This window comes from Pseudooceanicola marinus (assembly GCF_020177265.1).
Lineage (GTDB): Bacteria > Pseudomonadota > Alphaproteobacteria > Rhodobacterales > Rhodobacteraceae > Pseudooceanicola > Pseudooceanicola marinus_A.
This window is the reverse complement of sequence record NZ_JAIVMC010000006.1, coordinates 16220-30333: the sequence shown is the minus strand read 5'-3', so window position 1 is coordinate 30333 and position 14114 is coordinate 16220. Positions and strand designations below refer to the sequence as shown.

15 protein-coding genes are annotated in these 14114 nt (G+C 69.4%); 14 read left to right on the top strand and 1 reads right to left on the bottom strand.

Going from position 1 to position 14114, the window contains the following annotated elements:
* Nucleotides 1–2 precede the first annotated feature (2 nt).
* The 8 genes from mdoH (at nucleotide 3) to LC066_RS10960 (ending at nucleotide 8037) form a co-directional block, all read left to right on the top strand.
* Entirely contained in the window at nucleotides 3–1853 is a 1851-nt protein-coding gene (mdoH, locus tag LC066_RS10995) for a glucans biosynthesis glucosyltransferase MdoH (protein WP_224898792.1), read from the top strand.
* 87 nt (nucleotides 1854–1940) lie between these two features.
* Entirely contained in the window at nucleotides 1941–2840 is a 900-nt protein-coding gene (locus LC066_RS10990; RefSeq protein WP_224898790.1) for an alpha/beta hydrolase, read from the top strand.
* 136 nt (nucleotides 2841–2976) lie between these two features.
* Complete coding sequence (locus tag LC066_RS10985) at nucleotides 2977–4131, top strand: ABC transporter substrate-binding protein (protein WP_224898788.1); 1155 nt, start codon at nucleotides 2977–2979, stop codon at nucleotides 4129–4131.
* 85 nt (nucleotides 4132–4216) lie between these two features.
* Nucleotides 4217–5140: a branched-chain amino acid ABC transporter permease gene (locus tag LC066_RS10980; RefSeq protein ID WP_224898786.1), complete on the top strand. Its 924-nt coding sequence runs from the start codon at nucleotides 4217–4219 to the stop codon at nucleotides 5138–5140.
* The gene (locus LC066_RS10975) at nucleotides 5137–6135 is read left to right on the top strand and encodes a branched-chain amino acid ABC transporter permease (protein WP_224898785.1); all 999 of its coding nucleotides are present in this window, start codon (nucleotides 5137–5139) and stop codon (nucleotides 6133–6135) included. The genes LC066_RS10980 and LC066_RS10975 overlap by 4 nt, the downstream gene beginning before the upstream one ends.
* Nucleotides 6128–6880 (top strand): ABC transporter ATP-binding protein, encoded by a 753-nt coding sequence (locus LC066_RS10970; RefSeq protein ID WP_222479143.1) that lies wholly within the window; start codon nucleotides 6128–6130, stop codon nucleotides 6878–6880. The genes LC066_RS10975 and LC066_RS10970 overlap by 8 nt, the downstream gene beginning before the upstream one ends.
* Complete coding sequence (locus LC066_RS10965; protein WP_224898783.1) at nucleotides 6880–7572, top strand: ABC transporter ATP-binding protein; 693 nt, start codon at nucleotides 6880–6882, stop codon at nucleotides 7570–7572. Before LC066_RS10970 ends, LC066_RS10965 begins: the two co-directional genes overlap by 1 nt.
* Before the next feature lie 225 nt (nucleotides 7573–7797).
* The gene (locus LC066_RS10960; protein ID WP_222479147.1) at nucleotides 7798–8037 is read left to right on the top strand and encodes an Lrp/AsnC ligand binding domain-containing protein; all 240 of its coding nucleotides are present in this window, start codon (nucleotides 7798–7800) and stop codon (nucleotides 8035–8037) included.
* An 86-nt stretch (nucleotides 8038–8123) separates the two neighbouring features.
* Here LC066_RS10960 and LC066_RS10955 read toward each other — a convergent pair whose 3' ends face one another.
* Nucleotides 8124–8411 carry a DUF2218 domain-containing protein gene (locus LC066_RS10955; RefSeq protein ID WP_224898781.1) on the bottom strand — a complete coding sequence of 96 codons (288 nt, stop codon included), beginning with the start codon at nucleotides 8409–8411 and terminating at the stop codon, nucleotides 8124–8126.
* 160 nt (nucleotides 8412–8571) lie between these two features.
* Between LC066_RS10955 and LC066_RS10950 the strand changes: the two genes are divergently transcribed.
* The 6 genes from LC066_RS10950 to LC066_RS10925 all read left to right on the top strand — a co-directional run bounded on the left by LC066_RS10950 (nucleotide 8572) and on the right by LC066_RS10925 (nucleotide 14112).
* Nucleotides 8572–9507: a siderophore ABC transporter substrate-binding protein gene (locus LC066_RS10950; protein WP_224898779.1), complete on the top strand. Its 936-nt coding sequence runs from the start codon at nucleotides 8572–8574 to the stop codon at nucleotides 9505–9507.
* A 14-nt stretch (nucleotides 9508–9521) separates the two neighbouring features.
* A complete protein-coding gene (locus tag LC066_RS10945; RefSeq protein ID WP_222479153.1) occupies nucleotides 9522–10460 on the top strand; it encodes an ABC transporter permease in 939 nt (312 codons plus the stop codon).
* Nucleotides 10453–11478: an iron chelate uptake ABC transporter family permease subunit gene (locus tag LC066_RS10940; RefSeq protein ID WP_224898777.1), complete on the top strand. Its 1026-nt coding sequence runs from the start codon at nucleotides 10453–10455 to the stop codon at nucleotides 11476–11478. The genes LC066_RS10945 and LC066_RS10940 overlap by 8 nt, the downstream gene beginning before the upstream one ends.
* Nucleotides 11475–12227, top strand: coding sequence for an ABC transporter ATP-binding protein (locus tag LC066_RS10935; protein ID WP_222479157.1), 753 nt, complete (start codon nucleotides 11475–11477; stop codon nucleotides 12225–12227). The genes LC066_RS10940 and LC066_RS10935 overlap by 4 nt, the downstream gene beginning before the upstream one ends.
* A 322-nt stretch (nucleotides 12228–12549) precedes the next feature.
* On the top strand, nucleotides 12550–13704 hold the full coding sequence (locus tag LC066_RS10930; protein WP_224898774.1) for a MotA/TolQ/ExbB proton channel family protein: 1155 nt from the start codon (nucleotides 12550–12552) through the stop codon (nucleotides 13702–13704).
* A gap of 21 nt (nucleotides 13705–13725) precedes the next feature.
* Nucleotides 13726–14112, top strand: coding sequence for an ExbD/TolR family protein (locus LC066_RS10925; protein WP_224898771.1), 387 nt, complete (start codon nucleotides 13726–13728; stop codon nucleotides 14110–14112).
* Nucleotides 14113–14114: the final 2 nt, after the last annotated feature.

Here is a 14114-nt window from a genome sequence, read left to right as displayed (position 1 = left end):
CCATGGGTGAGAGACGCTGGGCGCGTGCCGACACTGCCACCCGCGTCACCCGGGCGGTGGCGCTGACCCTCGCAGCCGCAGCGGCGCTGACCGCCACCGGCTTTATGGCCGATGCGGCGCTGGCCGACGGATTCGACTGGCTCGACGTGCTGCGCTCGGCTCTGGTCTGCGTGACCACGGCTTGGCTGGCCTGGGGCGCCGTACAGGCGATGGCGGGGCTGGCGCCCCGGCGTCGCGCAGCGCGGCAAGACGCGGTGGAACAGGCCGCGGGTAGTGATGTTCCGCAGTCTGCGGCCAGTGACACGGCAGACCGGGAACTGGTCCTGCTGGTGCCGATCTGCAACGAGGATCCAGTCGCCACCTTCTCGCGCATCGCGGCCATGGATGCCTCGCTGCACGAGGCCGGCGTCTCTGCCGATTTCGCGGTGCTGTCGGACACCCGCGACGAGGAGGCGGCCCGCGCAGAACGCGATGCCTTCGCCCGGCTGCTGGCCGAAACCGGGGCGGGCGGACGCATGTTCTATCGTCGCCGTCAGGACAACTGGGGCCGCAAGGCTGGCAACGTCGAGGATTTCATCCGCCGTTCCGGTGGGGCCTGGGATTATGCTCTGGTGCTGGACGCCGACAGCCTGATGGAGGGTCGTGCCGTCGCGCAGATGCTGGACCGGATGCGGGCAGAACCCGACCTCGGCCTGTTGCAGACCCTGCCGAACCTGCATTCCGCGCGCTCTGTCTTCGGTCGCGCGCTGCAGTTTTCCGCCGCCTTCTTCTCCCCCGTCTTCTCGCGCGGGCTGGCCCGCATGCAGGGCCGCACCGGTCCCTTCTGGGGCCACAACGCGATGATCCGCATCCGCGCCTTCGCCGAAAGCTGCGCCCTGCCGCCGCTGCGTGGGCGCCCGCCCTTCGGCGGCCCGATCCTAAGCCATGACTACGTCGAAGCCGCGCTGCTGGCCCGCGCCGGCTGGCGTGTGACGCTGGACGAAACGATCCCCGGCTCCTACGAGGAAGGCCCCGACAACATCCTGTCCTTCGCCCGCCGCGACCGCCGCTGGTGCCAGGGCAACCTGCAGCACATCCGCCTGCTGACCACGCCGGGGCTGCACCCCTGGTCGCGCTTCACCTTCCTGCAGGGCATCTTCAGCTACCTGGTGTCGCTGGTCTGGGGGCTGTTCCTGGTCACCTCGATCACCGCCGCGATCTGGGCGCCGCTGCCGGATTACTTCCCCGATCCACATCAGCTCTTCCCGGTCTTCCCCAGTGACCGCACGCGTCAGATCCTGGCGCTTGGCATCGGTGTGCTGGGGCTGCTGGTGCTGCCGAAACTGGCGATCCTGGCCGGGGCGCTGATCTCCGGTCGGGCTCGGCAAGGCTTCGGCGGCTGGCGCGCAGCCCCCTCGATGCTGGCCGAGCTGCTGCTGTCGTCGATGCTGGCGCCGCTGCATCTGGCCTACCAGACCCGTGCGGTGCTGCAGGTCCTGTCGGGCGCCGATGGTGGCTGGCCCGCGAACCAGCGCGGCGAGGGGCGGCTGACCTTCGGCGAAAGCCTGGCGGCCGGCGCCTGGATCAGCGTCATCGGCGCCGTGGGCCTCGGCCTGGTGGCCTGGGTCGCGCCGGAACTGACGCTCTGGCTGTTGCCCGTGGGCGGGCCGATGCTGCTGGCCCCGCTGTTGATCTGGGCCAGTTCCCTGCCGTTGGACAACTGGCTGTTCCGCAGCCCGGAAGAGGGCGATCCTGCCCCCGTCATCACCCGCTGGCGCGAAATCCATGGCCGCTGGACCGGGGCGCCCGCGGAGGACCAGGCCCAGGCCGGCGCGGCCCGTGCGGTGGCCCCGCAGGGCCTGCCCGCCGAATAGGCCCGACTGACCGGAAGGTCAGGTTTACTTCCCCGCGCGCGCCCGGCACTCTGCCCGGAAAGTTCCGGCATCAGAGGACGAGCAGGCATGGCGAGCAAGGCGCGCGCGGCGGTGGAATATATTGAAAATACTGAAGAAAATTCGCCTGAGGGTGAGGCTTCCTCGCTCTCCGCGACGGGAATCGACTGGGCGGAGGCCTTTGACAACCGGGGCCATGTGCCCGGCGCCGCAGAGCTGCTGAAAAGCGGCAGCGAAGAGGCCGTCGCCTTTCGCGAATCCGTCTCCAATGCTGAGTTTGACGTGCCCTATGGCGAGGGGCGCCGGCAGGTGATGGACCTCTACTGGCCCAGTTGTGCGCCCCGCGGCCTGGCCGTCTTCCTGCATGGGGGCTACTGGCACAAGCTGTCGAAGGACGACTGGTCGCACATGGCCGCCGGCGCGCTGGCCCGGGGCTGGGCCATGGCGATCCCCTCCTACACGCTGGCGCCCGAGGCGCGGTTGTCGGACATGGTGCGCGAGGCCGCGCGCGCGGTGACGGCGGCGGCGCGGCGCGTCGACGGGCCGATCCGGGTGGCAGGCCATTCCGCCGGCGGCCACCTGGCCCTGCGCCTGGCCTGCGAGGATGCGCCGCTGGCACCCGCCGTGGCCCGGCGCATCGCGCGGGTCGTCTCGATCTCCGGTCTGCATGACCTGCGCCCGCTGCGCCGCAGCCCGATGAACGACACCCTTGGAATCGACGCGGAGGAAGCCACCGCCGAAAGCCCCGCGCTGCTGGCGCCGCGCCCCGACACCGATGCGATCCTCTGGGTCGGTGGCGAGGAGCGGCCGGAGTTCCTGCGCCAGACCGCCCTGATGGCCGAGGCCTGGCAGGGCCGCGTCGCCCGCCTGCGCCGGGTGATCGAGAACGGGCGCCATCATTTCGACGTGGTCGATGGCCTCTTCGTGCCCGGATCGCCGCTTGGCGAGGCCTTTCTGGGGCGCGACTGAGGTCGCCCCGCCCGGGCGCGCTGACTGACCCGAGTTTTGCCTTGCACTGCGTCGCCCGGCCCGGTTTGATCGCCCCTGACAGCGGGGATCCACCCCGCGACGGGGCCGCAGCGGCCCCACCAACGGGAGAGTGAGAATGAACCGCACCAAGCTGGGCGCCGCCCTGATGCTGTCTGTCGCCATGGCCCCCGCCATGGGCGCCGCAGAGACCCTGAAGATCGGGATCCTGACCACCACCTCCGGCCCGCCGGCGGTTCTGGGCGAACACGCCCGCGACGGTGCCCTGCTGGCCGCAGAACAGCTTGGCATGGTCGGCGGCATGGAGACCGAGATCCTGGTGGTCGACGCCGAGGGCAAACCCGACGTGGCGGCCCAGAAGGCGCGGGAACTGGTGGAGCGTGACGAGGTCGATTTCGTCATCGGCCCGATCTTTTCCAACGTCATGGGCGCCATCGCGGGCCCCGTCACCGAAAGCGCCTTCCTGCTCAGCCCGAACGCCGGGCCCTCGGTCTTCGCCGGTGAGGGCTGCGATCCGAACCTCTTCGTCGTGGCCTACCAGAACGACCAGATGCCCACGGTGATCGCCAAGCACATGAACGACGAGGGCATCGGCGATGCCTTCATCCTGGCGCCCAACTACCAGGCCGGGAAGGACAGCCTGAACGGCTTCAAGTCGGTCTTCGAGGGCACCGTCACCTCCGAACTTTACGTGCAGCTGGGTCAGCTGGACTATCAGGCCGAACTGGCGCAGATCGCCGCGATGCAGCCCTCGGCCGTCTATGCCTTCCTGCCGGGCGGCATGGGCGTGAACTTCGTCAAGCAATACGATCAGGCGGGGCTGAAAAGCATCCCGCTGATGACCGCCTTCACCGTGGATGAAACCACGCTGCCCGCCGAACAGGACGCGGCCCTGGGGATGCTGTCGGGCACCAACTGGTCGCCCTCGCTGGAGGTGCCGGAAAGCCAGGCCTTCGTCGAGGCGTTTGAGGCCAAGTACGACTACGTTCCCGCCCTTTACGCCGCAGGCGGCTATGACGCGATGATGCTGATCGACAGCGCGGTGAAGAAGGTGGGTCGCCTCGACGACATGGACGCCCTGCGCGCGGCCCTGGAAGAGGCCGACTTCCCCTCCGTGCGCGGCAAGTTCAGCTTCTCGCCCAACCACTTCCCCATCCAGAACTTCTACCTGGCCGAGGCGGTGCAGCGTGAGGATGGCAAATACGCCACCCAGATCGTCGAGACGGTCTGGGAAGACTACGCCGACACCTATGTCGACCAGTGCAAGATGTAAGACGCCCCTGACGGGCTGAACCGAGGGGCCGGGGGAACCCGGCCCCTTTCGCTGCCATCCCCCTGCCTGCCGGAGGCGCCATCCCGTGTTCAATCTTTTCCTGCTGCAGCTTCTGAACGGGGCGCAGTTCGGCATCCTGCTGTTCCTCGTCGCCGCCGGGCTGACGCTGGTCTTCGGGATCATGGACTTCATCAACCTGGCCCATGGCGTCCTTTACATGGTGGGCGCCTACCTGATGGCGACCTTTGCGGGGATGACCGGCAGCTACTGGTTCGGGCTGTTGCTGGCGCTGCCCGCCACGCTGGTCTTCGGGCTGGTGCTGGAGTTCCTGGTGTTCCGAAGGCTCTATGATCGCAGCCATCTGGACCAGGTGCTGGCCACCTTCGGGCTGATCCTGATGCTGTCGGAAGGGGTGAAGATCCTCTGGGGCTCCGCGCCGCTGAACGTGGATATGCCGGCGCTGCTGTCGGGGTCCGTGCCGCTGGCGGGACCGCTGCAGTACCCGGTCTATCGGATTGCCGTGATCGCCGCCGGCCTGGCCAGTGCGGTCGGCCTCTGGGCCCTGATCAACCACACGCGGGCCGGGATGCTGCTGCGCGCGGGGGCGTCGAACCGACCCATGGTGGCGGCGCTTGGCGTCGACATCTCGCGCCTCTTCATGCTGGTCTTCGCAGGCGGCGCGATGCTGGCGGGGTTTGCGGGCGCCATCGTGGCACCGATCCTGTCGGTGGACCCGGGCATGGGCGAAAGCATTCTGATCCTGACCTTTGTGGTGATCGTCATCGGCGGCGTCGGATCCATCCGGGGCGCCTTCCTGGCCGCGATCCTGGTGGGCGTCGTCGATACCGTGGGCCGCACCTTCGGGCCGATCTGGCTGCGCATGGTGATGGACCCGGCGGCAGCCTCGCAGACAGGCCGCATGGTGGCGCCGATGCTGGTCTACCTGCTGATGGCCGCTGTCCTCTTCTGGTCGCCCACGGGCCTCTTCGGCCGCAAGGGGGCGAAATGAGCACCTCTGCCACCCGTACCCTGGCCCCGCGCCTGAGCGCTGCTCTGGCGATCTTCGTCGTCATGGCCGCCGTGCCGCCCCTGGCGCTGGCCGTGGACGACCCGTTCCTGATGGTCATCGCCAGTCGGATGCTGGTCTTTGCCATCGCCGCCCTGTCGCTGGACCTGATCCTGGGCTACGGCGCCATGGTCAGCTTCGGCCACGCCGCCTACCTTGGCATCGGGGCCTATGCCGTGGCCCTTGGCGCCCGCTGGGGGGTGACCGACCTCCTGGCACAGATCCTGCTGGGCATGGGGATGTCTGCCGCCTTTGCCACCGTGACCGGCGCGATCAGCCTGCGCACGCGCGGCGTCTATTTCATCATGATCACCCTGGCCTTCGCGCAGATGGCCTATTTCTTCTTCGTGGCCCAGTCCTCGCTGGGGGGCGACGACGGAGTGGCCCTGCAGGCGCGGTCCACCCTGCTGGGCCTGCCGCTGGAGGGCGATCAGACGCTTTACTATACCATCCTCGGCGCGCTGGTGGCGATCTATGCGGGGCTCTACCGGCTGACCCTGTCGCGCTTTGGCCGGGTGCTGAAGGGCACGCGGGAAAACGCGCTGCGCATGCAGGCCATCGGCTATCGCCCCTTCCGCTATCAACTGGTGGCCTATGTCATCGCCGCCTGCCTGTGTTCCGTTGCGGGGGTGCTGCTGGCGAACCTGACCGAATATGTCTCGCCGGCCTACATGAGCTGGCACCGCTCGGGCGAGTTGATCGTGATGCTGGTCTTCGGTGGCATCGGCACGCTGACCGGGGCCGTGGCGGGGGCGCTGGTGGCCGTGGGGCTGGAAGAGCTGCTGGCGGTCTTTTCCGAGCACTGGCGCCTGGGCTTCGGCCTGATCCTGGTGCTGGTGGTGCTGTTCTCGCCCGACGGGCTGACCGGATTGATGCAGCGCCTCGGGCTGCGAGCGCCCGGCCTGCGCAACGATGGGGAGGGGCGCGGCGATGACTGACCTCCTGCAGGTGCGCGATCTGCGCAAGAATTTCGGCGCGCTGGCGGTGACCGATGGCGTCGACATGAGCGTGGCGGAGGGCGAGCTGCACGCCGTCATCGGCCCCAATGGCGCGGGCAAGACGACGCTGATCGCGCAGCTGTCGGGGCAACTGGCGCCCGACAGTGGCCAGGTGATCTATGCGGGGCAGGACATCACCCGCGCCGACATGGCCGCCCGGGTCGAGGCGGGGCTGGCGCGGTCCTTCCAGATCACCGCGCTGCTTCCGGGCATGACGGTGCTGGAAAATGTTGCGCTGGCGGTGCAGGCCCGTTCGGGCTCCTCCTTCCGGTTCTGGCGCGATGCCGGGGCGGAGGAAATCACCAACGCCCAGGCCCGCATGGCGCTGGACGAGGTCGGGCTGGCCGATCGCGCGGGCGCGCTGGCCTCCGCGCTTTCCCATGGCGAGCAGCGGCAGCTGGAGCTGGCCGTGGCGCTGGCCACGAAGCCGCGCCTGCTGCTGCTGGACGAGCCGCTGGCGGGCACCGGCGGGGCCGAGGCGGAGCGGCTGATCGCGCTGATGCAGCGGCTGAAGAAGCGGCTGACGTTGGTGCTGATCGAACATGACATGGACGCGGTGTTCCAGCTGGCCGACCGGATCTCGGTGCTGGTCTACGGGCGCATCGTCGCCTCCGGCACGCCCGAGGCGGTGCGCGCCGACCCGGCGGTGCGGGCGGCCTATCTCGGCGAAGAGGAGGGCGCGTGATGCTGCGGATCGAGGGGTTGCAGGCGGGCTATGGTGAGGCGCAGGTGCTGCACGGCGTGGACCTCAGCGTCGGTGCGGGCGAGGTGGTCACCCTGATGGGCCGCAACGGCATGGGCAAGACCACGACGGTCACGACCCTTTTCGGCCTGCTGCCTGCGCGCGGCGGCGTGGTGAGCATCGACGGCCAGGACATGACCGGCGCGGGGCCGCATAGGGTGGCGCGGGCCGGGCTGGGCCTTGTGCCCGAGGGGCGGCAGGTCTTTCCGAACCTGACGGTGGAGGAAAACCTGGTGGCCACCGCGCGCGGCCGCGGTCCCTGGTCCTTGCAGGCGGTCTGGGATCTGTTCCCCCGGTTGAAGGAGCGGCGGCGCAACATGGGCGACCAGCTATCGGGCGGGGAACAGCAGATGCTGGCCGTGGCCCGCGCGCTGATGACCAACCCCCGGTTGGTGGTGCTGGACGAGGCCACCGAAGGGCTGGCGCCGCTGGTCCGGGAGGAAATCTGGGCCTGCCTCGCGCGCATCCGCGCCGAGGGCGCCGCGATTTTTGTGATCGACAAGAACGCCGATGCGCTGAGCCGTTTTGCCGATCGCCATTACGTGCTGGAGAAGGGCCAGGTGGTCTGGACGGGCAGCAACGCCGACCTGCTGGCCGATGTGGGCGGGGTGAAGGAACGCTGGCTGCACGTGTGAGGGACGGAGCGCCTGCCCGGCGTCTCAGGTCGGGGCACTTCGCTTCAGATGTCTCAACCGCCGGGGGCGCTGCCCCCGGACCCCCGGAGTATTTTTAGCTGTCGGATAACAGGGGCGCGGCGCGGGGTGGCGACGGGGCGCGCCGGGGGCCTGGGCGTCGCGCTCTCTTGCACCCGGGCGCCGCCCGGCGCATCTTGCCGTCCGAGGAGACCGAAAGGACAGTTCATGAGCACCCCCCTGATCATCCAGATCCGCTGCCGCCCCGGCACCACCTATGATGTCGCGGGCCAGATCGTCCTGCGGGAGTTCCATTCCGAGCTTTATTCCACCTCCGGCGAGTTCGACCTGCTGCTGAAGGTCTACCCGCCCGAGGATGCGGACGTGGGCCTCTTCGTCGATGAATGCTTCAAGGGGATCGAGGGGATCGAACGGACCCTGACAACGCTGACCTTCAAGGCGTTCTGAGACAGCAGCCAGATGTGATGAAATGGGCGGTCCCGGCGGGGCCGCCTTTTGCATGCGAGGGCGGGGCGTGCGGGGAGGGGCGCCGTTCAGGCCGGCTGCCAGTCGAGGCGTTCCAGGTTCTCGCGGAAGGCGAACTTCACCAGGTGGATCTCGACGATGTGCTTGGCCTGCGCCAGACCGGTGTCATCTTCGGCGCTCACATGCATGTGAAGCCCGTCGGCATCCGCGCGCAGGGTCGCCGGACCCGGGGGCAGGGCGGCCTGACCCTCGGTCGGGGTGAAGTCCACTTCGACCTTGTGGGCGAAGTGCTTGCACAGCTGCTGAAGATATTTCGAACCGTGGGCGGTGGTGTAGCGGGCCTGGGCAGCGGGCATGGGGCAAACCTTCTCTGATTCTTTCGCTAAGGTATGTTCTTGACCGCTTGCGGACAACGGGATAGCCCGAAGCCGATGCCGTCAGCCCACTCCCGTCGCGCGTATCCACGCGCATCGGGGGCCAGCCAATCGGCGGGACCCCGAGCCCCAGGAGTTATGCATGACCCTTTTCGAGCGTGTTGCCGCGCATCTTCCGCGCCCTGCCGCCCTCTGTGCCGCCGCTGCCCTGATGGCCGGCGCCGCCCAGGCCCAGCCCGTCACCTTCGAGACCGCCGAGGGCGCGATGGAGCTGCCCGCGGTGCCCGAGACCATCGTCGCCTATGAGCTGGCCTCGGTCGACACCCTGGCCGCCCTGGGCCATGTGCCCGCCGGTGTGCCGGGCCCGATCTACGTGCCGCATATCGCCGAGCAGGCCGCGGATGCGGAGGTCGTCGGCACGCTCTTCGAACCCGATTTTGAGGCCGTGGCCGCCATGCAGCCCGACCTGATCGTCGTCGGCCTGCGCTCGCTGAAACAGAAGGACGCGCTGGAGCGGATCGCGCCGGTGGCCGACATGTCCGTGGGACCTGATGCCGTCACCGACGGCCTGGCCCGCCTGGAGGCCTTCGGCGCCCTGCTGGGCGAAGAGGAGAAGGCCGACGAGCTGGCCGCCCAGGTCGAGGAGAAACTGGCCGCCGCGCGGGACGCCGTGGCCGAGCTGGGGGGCAACGCCCTGATCGTGCTGACCAACGGTCCCAAGGTGTCGGCCTATGGCGAAGGCTCGCGCTTCGGCTGGATCCACAGCCAGCTGAACTGGCCCGCCGCCGCCGACCAGATCGACGCCACCACCCATGGCGAGGCGATTTCCTTCGAGTATATCGCCGAGATGAACCCCGACACGCTGATCGTCGTCGATCGCGGCGCGGCCATCCAGGCCGATACGCAAAGCGGGCTGACCACGCTGGACAACGAGTTGGTCCATTCCACCACCGCCTGGAAGGAGGATCGCGTCCTCTTCGTGCCGGCGGCGGAGATGTACATCTCCTCGGGCGGGGTGCAGTCGCTGATGACCGTGCTGGACGCCATCACCGAGGGCCTGGCGGAGACCGCGTCCTGAAACTGCCGCTAGCCATGCAGGCCCTGGCAGTGCTGGGGCCTCTCGCCATCCTGTCCCTGTTCATCGGTGCCGTGCCGGTGAGCCTGGGGGATTTCCTGCATGATCCGGACAGCCAGCGGCTGCTCCTGATCTCGCGCCTTCCGCGCACCTTCGCCGCGATGCTGGCCGGAGCCGCCCTGGCCGTCAGCGGGCAGATCATGCAGATCCTGGCCCGGAACCGCTTCGTCGAGCCGATGACGGCCGGTGCGGGCCAGTCCGCGGCCCTGGGCGTGCTGATTGCCGCCATGCTGTTTCCCGCCACCGCCATCTGGGCGAAGATGTCCATCGCCGCGCTGACCACGCTGGTCGGCTCGGCGGGGCTGCTGCTGATCCTGCGGCCGCTGCCGCCAACCCAGCCCCTGCTGGTGCCTCTGGTGGCGCTGATCTACGGCGGGCTGATTGGGGCCGTCGTCACATTCATCGCCTATCAGGGCGACATGCTGCAATTCATCGGTGTCTGGCTGACTGGCGAGCTATCGGGCGTGCTGGCGGGTCGGTACGAGCTGCTGTGGATCGCCGGTGCCGCCGCTGCCGCCACCTGGCTGATCGCCGACCGGCTGACGGTACTGGCCCTGGGCACGGATGCGGCGCGCGGGCTGGGTCTGAACGTGCAGGCGATTACCGCCGCCGGTCTGGCCGCGCTGTCGGTGACCACGGCCATGGTCGTCGTCACCCTGGGTGCCATCCCCTTCGTCGGGCTGATCGTGCCCAACATCATCGCCCGTCGCATGGGCGACAACCTGCGCCGCGCCATTCCCGTCTCCGCCTTTACCGGCGCCGCCCTGGTGCTGGCCGCCGATATCCTGGGCCGCGTGCTGCGCGCGCCCTACGAGATCCCGGTGGCCACGCTGGTGGGCGTCGTGGGGGCCGGTGTCTTCCTCTACCTTCTTTACAACGAGCCGCGTCATGGCTGAGCTGACCGGCGATACCACCGCGCCGCGCGCGCAGGCTGGGGCGGAGGGCGCGCAGGCCGCGCCGCCGCCCGCCATGGGGCGCCGGGTGATCTGGCTGGCCTTGGCGGTCGCCGTGGCCTCCGCCGTCTACATGGTCTACGGCGCCAAGGGCTCCTGGGGGTTCATCCTGCCCTTCCGGGGGCAGAAACTGGCGGCGATGCTGCTGGTGGCTAGCTGCCTGTCGGTGGCGACGATCCTGTTCCAGACCATCACCGGCAACCGCATCCTGACGCCCTCGCTTCTTGGGTTCGATGCGCTTTACGTGATGATCCTGGCGCTGCTGGTGCATCTCTTCGGGGCCACCGGCTACATCGCCCTGCCGACCGGGCTGCTGTTTGCGCTGAACACCGCGATGATGTCACTGCTGGGGCTGGGCCTGTTCGTCGTCCTGCGACGGGGCGCGCGGGGGGAGATGATGCGGCTGGTCCTGACGGGCATCATCTTCGGCGTCTTCCTGCGCTCGGCCACGGAATTCGTGCAGCGGCTGATCGACCCGGCGGAGTTCTCGGTCGTCACCTCGGTCAGCTACGCGCGGTTCAACACGGTGGACCCGGTGTTGCTGCCGCTGACCGCCGCGGTCACCCTGCCGGTTCTGTGGCTGGCCTGGCGGATGCGCCACCGGCTGGATGTGCTGGGCCTGGGCGATACCGTCGCGCTGAGCCTGGGGGAGCCGCCGCGCCGGGGCCAGTCCATCGTGCTGGTGCTGATCTGCGTGCTGGTGGCCGCCGCGACGGCGCTGGTCGGGCCCATGGCGGCCTTCTTCGGCCTGATCGTCTCGGCCCTGGCCCATACCGTCACCCCCACCGAACGCCATGCCATCCTGCTGCCCTCGGCGGCGCTGACGGGCTGCGTGGTGCTGGTTGGCGGCCAGACCGTGCTGGAACGGGTCTTGGCCCTGACCACCCCCATTGCCGTGGTGATCGAAGCCCTGGGCGGGGCGCTGTTCCTGGCCCTCCTGCTGAAGAGGAAACGCGCATGATCCGCGTAAGCAACGTGAGCCATTCCATCGGCGCAGCGCCGATCCTGCACGACATCTCGGTCGAGATCCCCAAGGGCGGCATCACCGCGCTGATCGGTCCCAATGGGGCGGGCAAGTCGACGCTGCTGTCGCTGATCGCCCGGCTGTCGTCCCTGAAGACGGGAAAGATCGAGGTCGACGGCCTGCAGATCGGCCAGGTCAGCGACCGCGAGCTGGCCCGGCATCTGGCGATCATGGCCCAGTCGACCCATGTCTCCGCCCGGCTGCGGGTGGAGGAACTGGTGGGCTTCGGCCGCTATCCCTGGCACCGCGGGCGCCCCGGCCCCGAGGATCACGCCATCGTCGAAAGCGCCATCGCGCGCTTCGGTCTGGGCGCCATGCGGCATCGCTTCCTCGACGAGATCTCCGGCGGTCAGCGCCAGCGCGCCTTCGTCGCCATGGCCTTCGCCCAGGACACCGACTACCTGCTGCTGGACGAGCCCCTGAACAATCTCGACATCGCGGGCGCCCGCAGCCTGATGCGCCTGCTGCGGCAGATGGCCGACGAGGACGGCAAGACCATCGTCATCGTCCTGCACGACATCAACTACGCCGCCCGTTTTGCCGACCGGATCATCGCCCTGCACGAGGGCCGCGTGGCCGCCATGGGCGCCCCGCACGAGATTGTGACCCAGGACCTGCTGACCAATGTCTTCGGCACCGATGCCGAGATCTCCCACCAGGACGGACGGCCCGTGGTTCTGGTCTGATCCTGCTGATCCGGCAGGCATCCGCAGGCCCGGCCCGGGGCGAAACCCGCCCGAGGCGGCATCGGACGGGCAGGGGCCTTGCCTTCCCCGACGTGACAGGGAATGTTGACAGTAATTGTCGGTTATCCTACTTCCGGCGCAACGCCAGCAATCGCGCGACACATGGCCGCTTTGCCAGCCAAGATGGCGCGCCACCACCCGAGGGGTTCTCAGTCCCCCGCAGGGTCGGGTGGCGCGCGAAACATTTGCCCCGGCTGCGGGGCAACGGGTATGGGCAAGGGGCCCGATCGCAAACGCCCGGAGCTTGAAAGGGAGCATTGCAATGGCAATTCGGCAGGCACGACAGGCCCTGATCCTCTCGGCGGCGATGGCCGCTCTGCTCTCCGCCGCACCGGCGATCGCGCAGGAGGCCCCGGCGGCCCCCGCAGCGGACAACGCCCCGCAGGTCTCGGGCGACATGGCCCCCACCATGGGCAGCCCCGAGGCCGGCAGCGCCGCGACGGACGAGGCACCGACGGTGCCCACCACGGACAGCGCCCCCGCCGAGACGACCACCGCCCCGGCGCCAAACGCCCCCGAAACGACCGCCGAGAGTACGACTGCCGAGGGGACGGAGCAGACGGCGGAGACCGGCACGGCCGCTCCCGCAACCGACGCTGCCCCCGAGACCACCACCGCCCCCGAGACCACCACCACGACGGAGGCCAGCCCGGCCACCGACGGTGCCACGACCCTGGCTGAAACCGCCGCAGAAGAACTGGCGCCCGATCTGGACGCCGCCGCCCCTGCGCCGGCCCCCGAGGCCGGCCTGGCCGGAGCCTGGGCCCGCACCCAGGACTTTCTGGTCAACGGCGGCCCGGCGATCTGGGCCATCGCCGCTCTGTCGGTCGTCACCGTCGCACTGATCCTGTGGAAGATCTGGCGCCTTGTCCTGGCCGGCGCCTGGTCGCGCCGCACTTCCCGCAAGGCCGTCGAGGCCTGGGAAAACGGCGAGGCCGGCATCGCCATGGACACCATCGAGGGCCGCAAGGGCGTCCGCTCGCGCCTGACCCGCGCCGCCATGCGCGCCCGCCTGACCCTGTCGGACGAGGCCGCCCGCGAGGAGACCAGCCGCGTCGCCCGCCGCCTGCTGGCCGGGCAGGGGTCTGCTCTGCGCGCGCTGGAACTGATCTCGACCATCGCGCCCCTGCTGGGTCTGCTGGGCACGGTGATGGGCATGATCTCCGCCTTCCAGGCCCTGCAGGAAGCGGGCAGCCGGGCCGATCCGTCGATGCTGGCGGGCGGCATCTGGGAAGCGCTGCTGACCACCGCCGCCGGTATGGCCGTGGCGATCCCGGCCTCCGCCGCGCTGACCTGGTTCGAGGCGGTGCTGGACAACCTGCGCGCCGACCTGGAGGATATCTCCGCCCGGATCTTCGTGGCCGATCTGCCCGGTGACGGCATGGGCGAGAACATCACCAAGCTGGCCGCGCAGTAAGCCCCGCGCCGGGAAATCCCGATGTCCTTCCTCGACCATACCCCGCGCCCGCGCCGGAAGCCCTCGCTCACCCCGATGATCGACGTGGTCTTCCTGCTGCTGGTCTTCTTCATGCTGGCCTCGCGCTTTGGCGCCGACGAGGTGCTGCCCTTGCCGCTCGCCTCGTCTCAGGGGGGCAGCGCCTACGCCGGGCCGCCGCGCCTGCTGGACGTGGGGCCGGAGGGCCTGACCCTGAACGGCCGCGAGACGACGGCGGAGGCCCTGGCCGAACGCCTGCGCGCACTGACCGAGCGGCCCTCGGACACGATCATCCTGCGTGGGCGTGACGGCGCGCCCCTGCAACGGGTCGTGGACGTGGCCAGCGCCCTGCGCGCCGCGGGCTTTACCAACCTCGTGCTGGTGGAGTGATC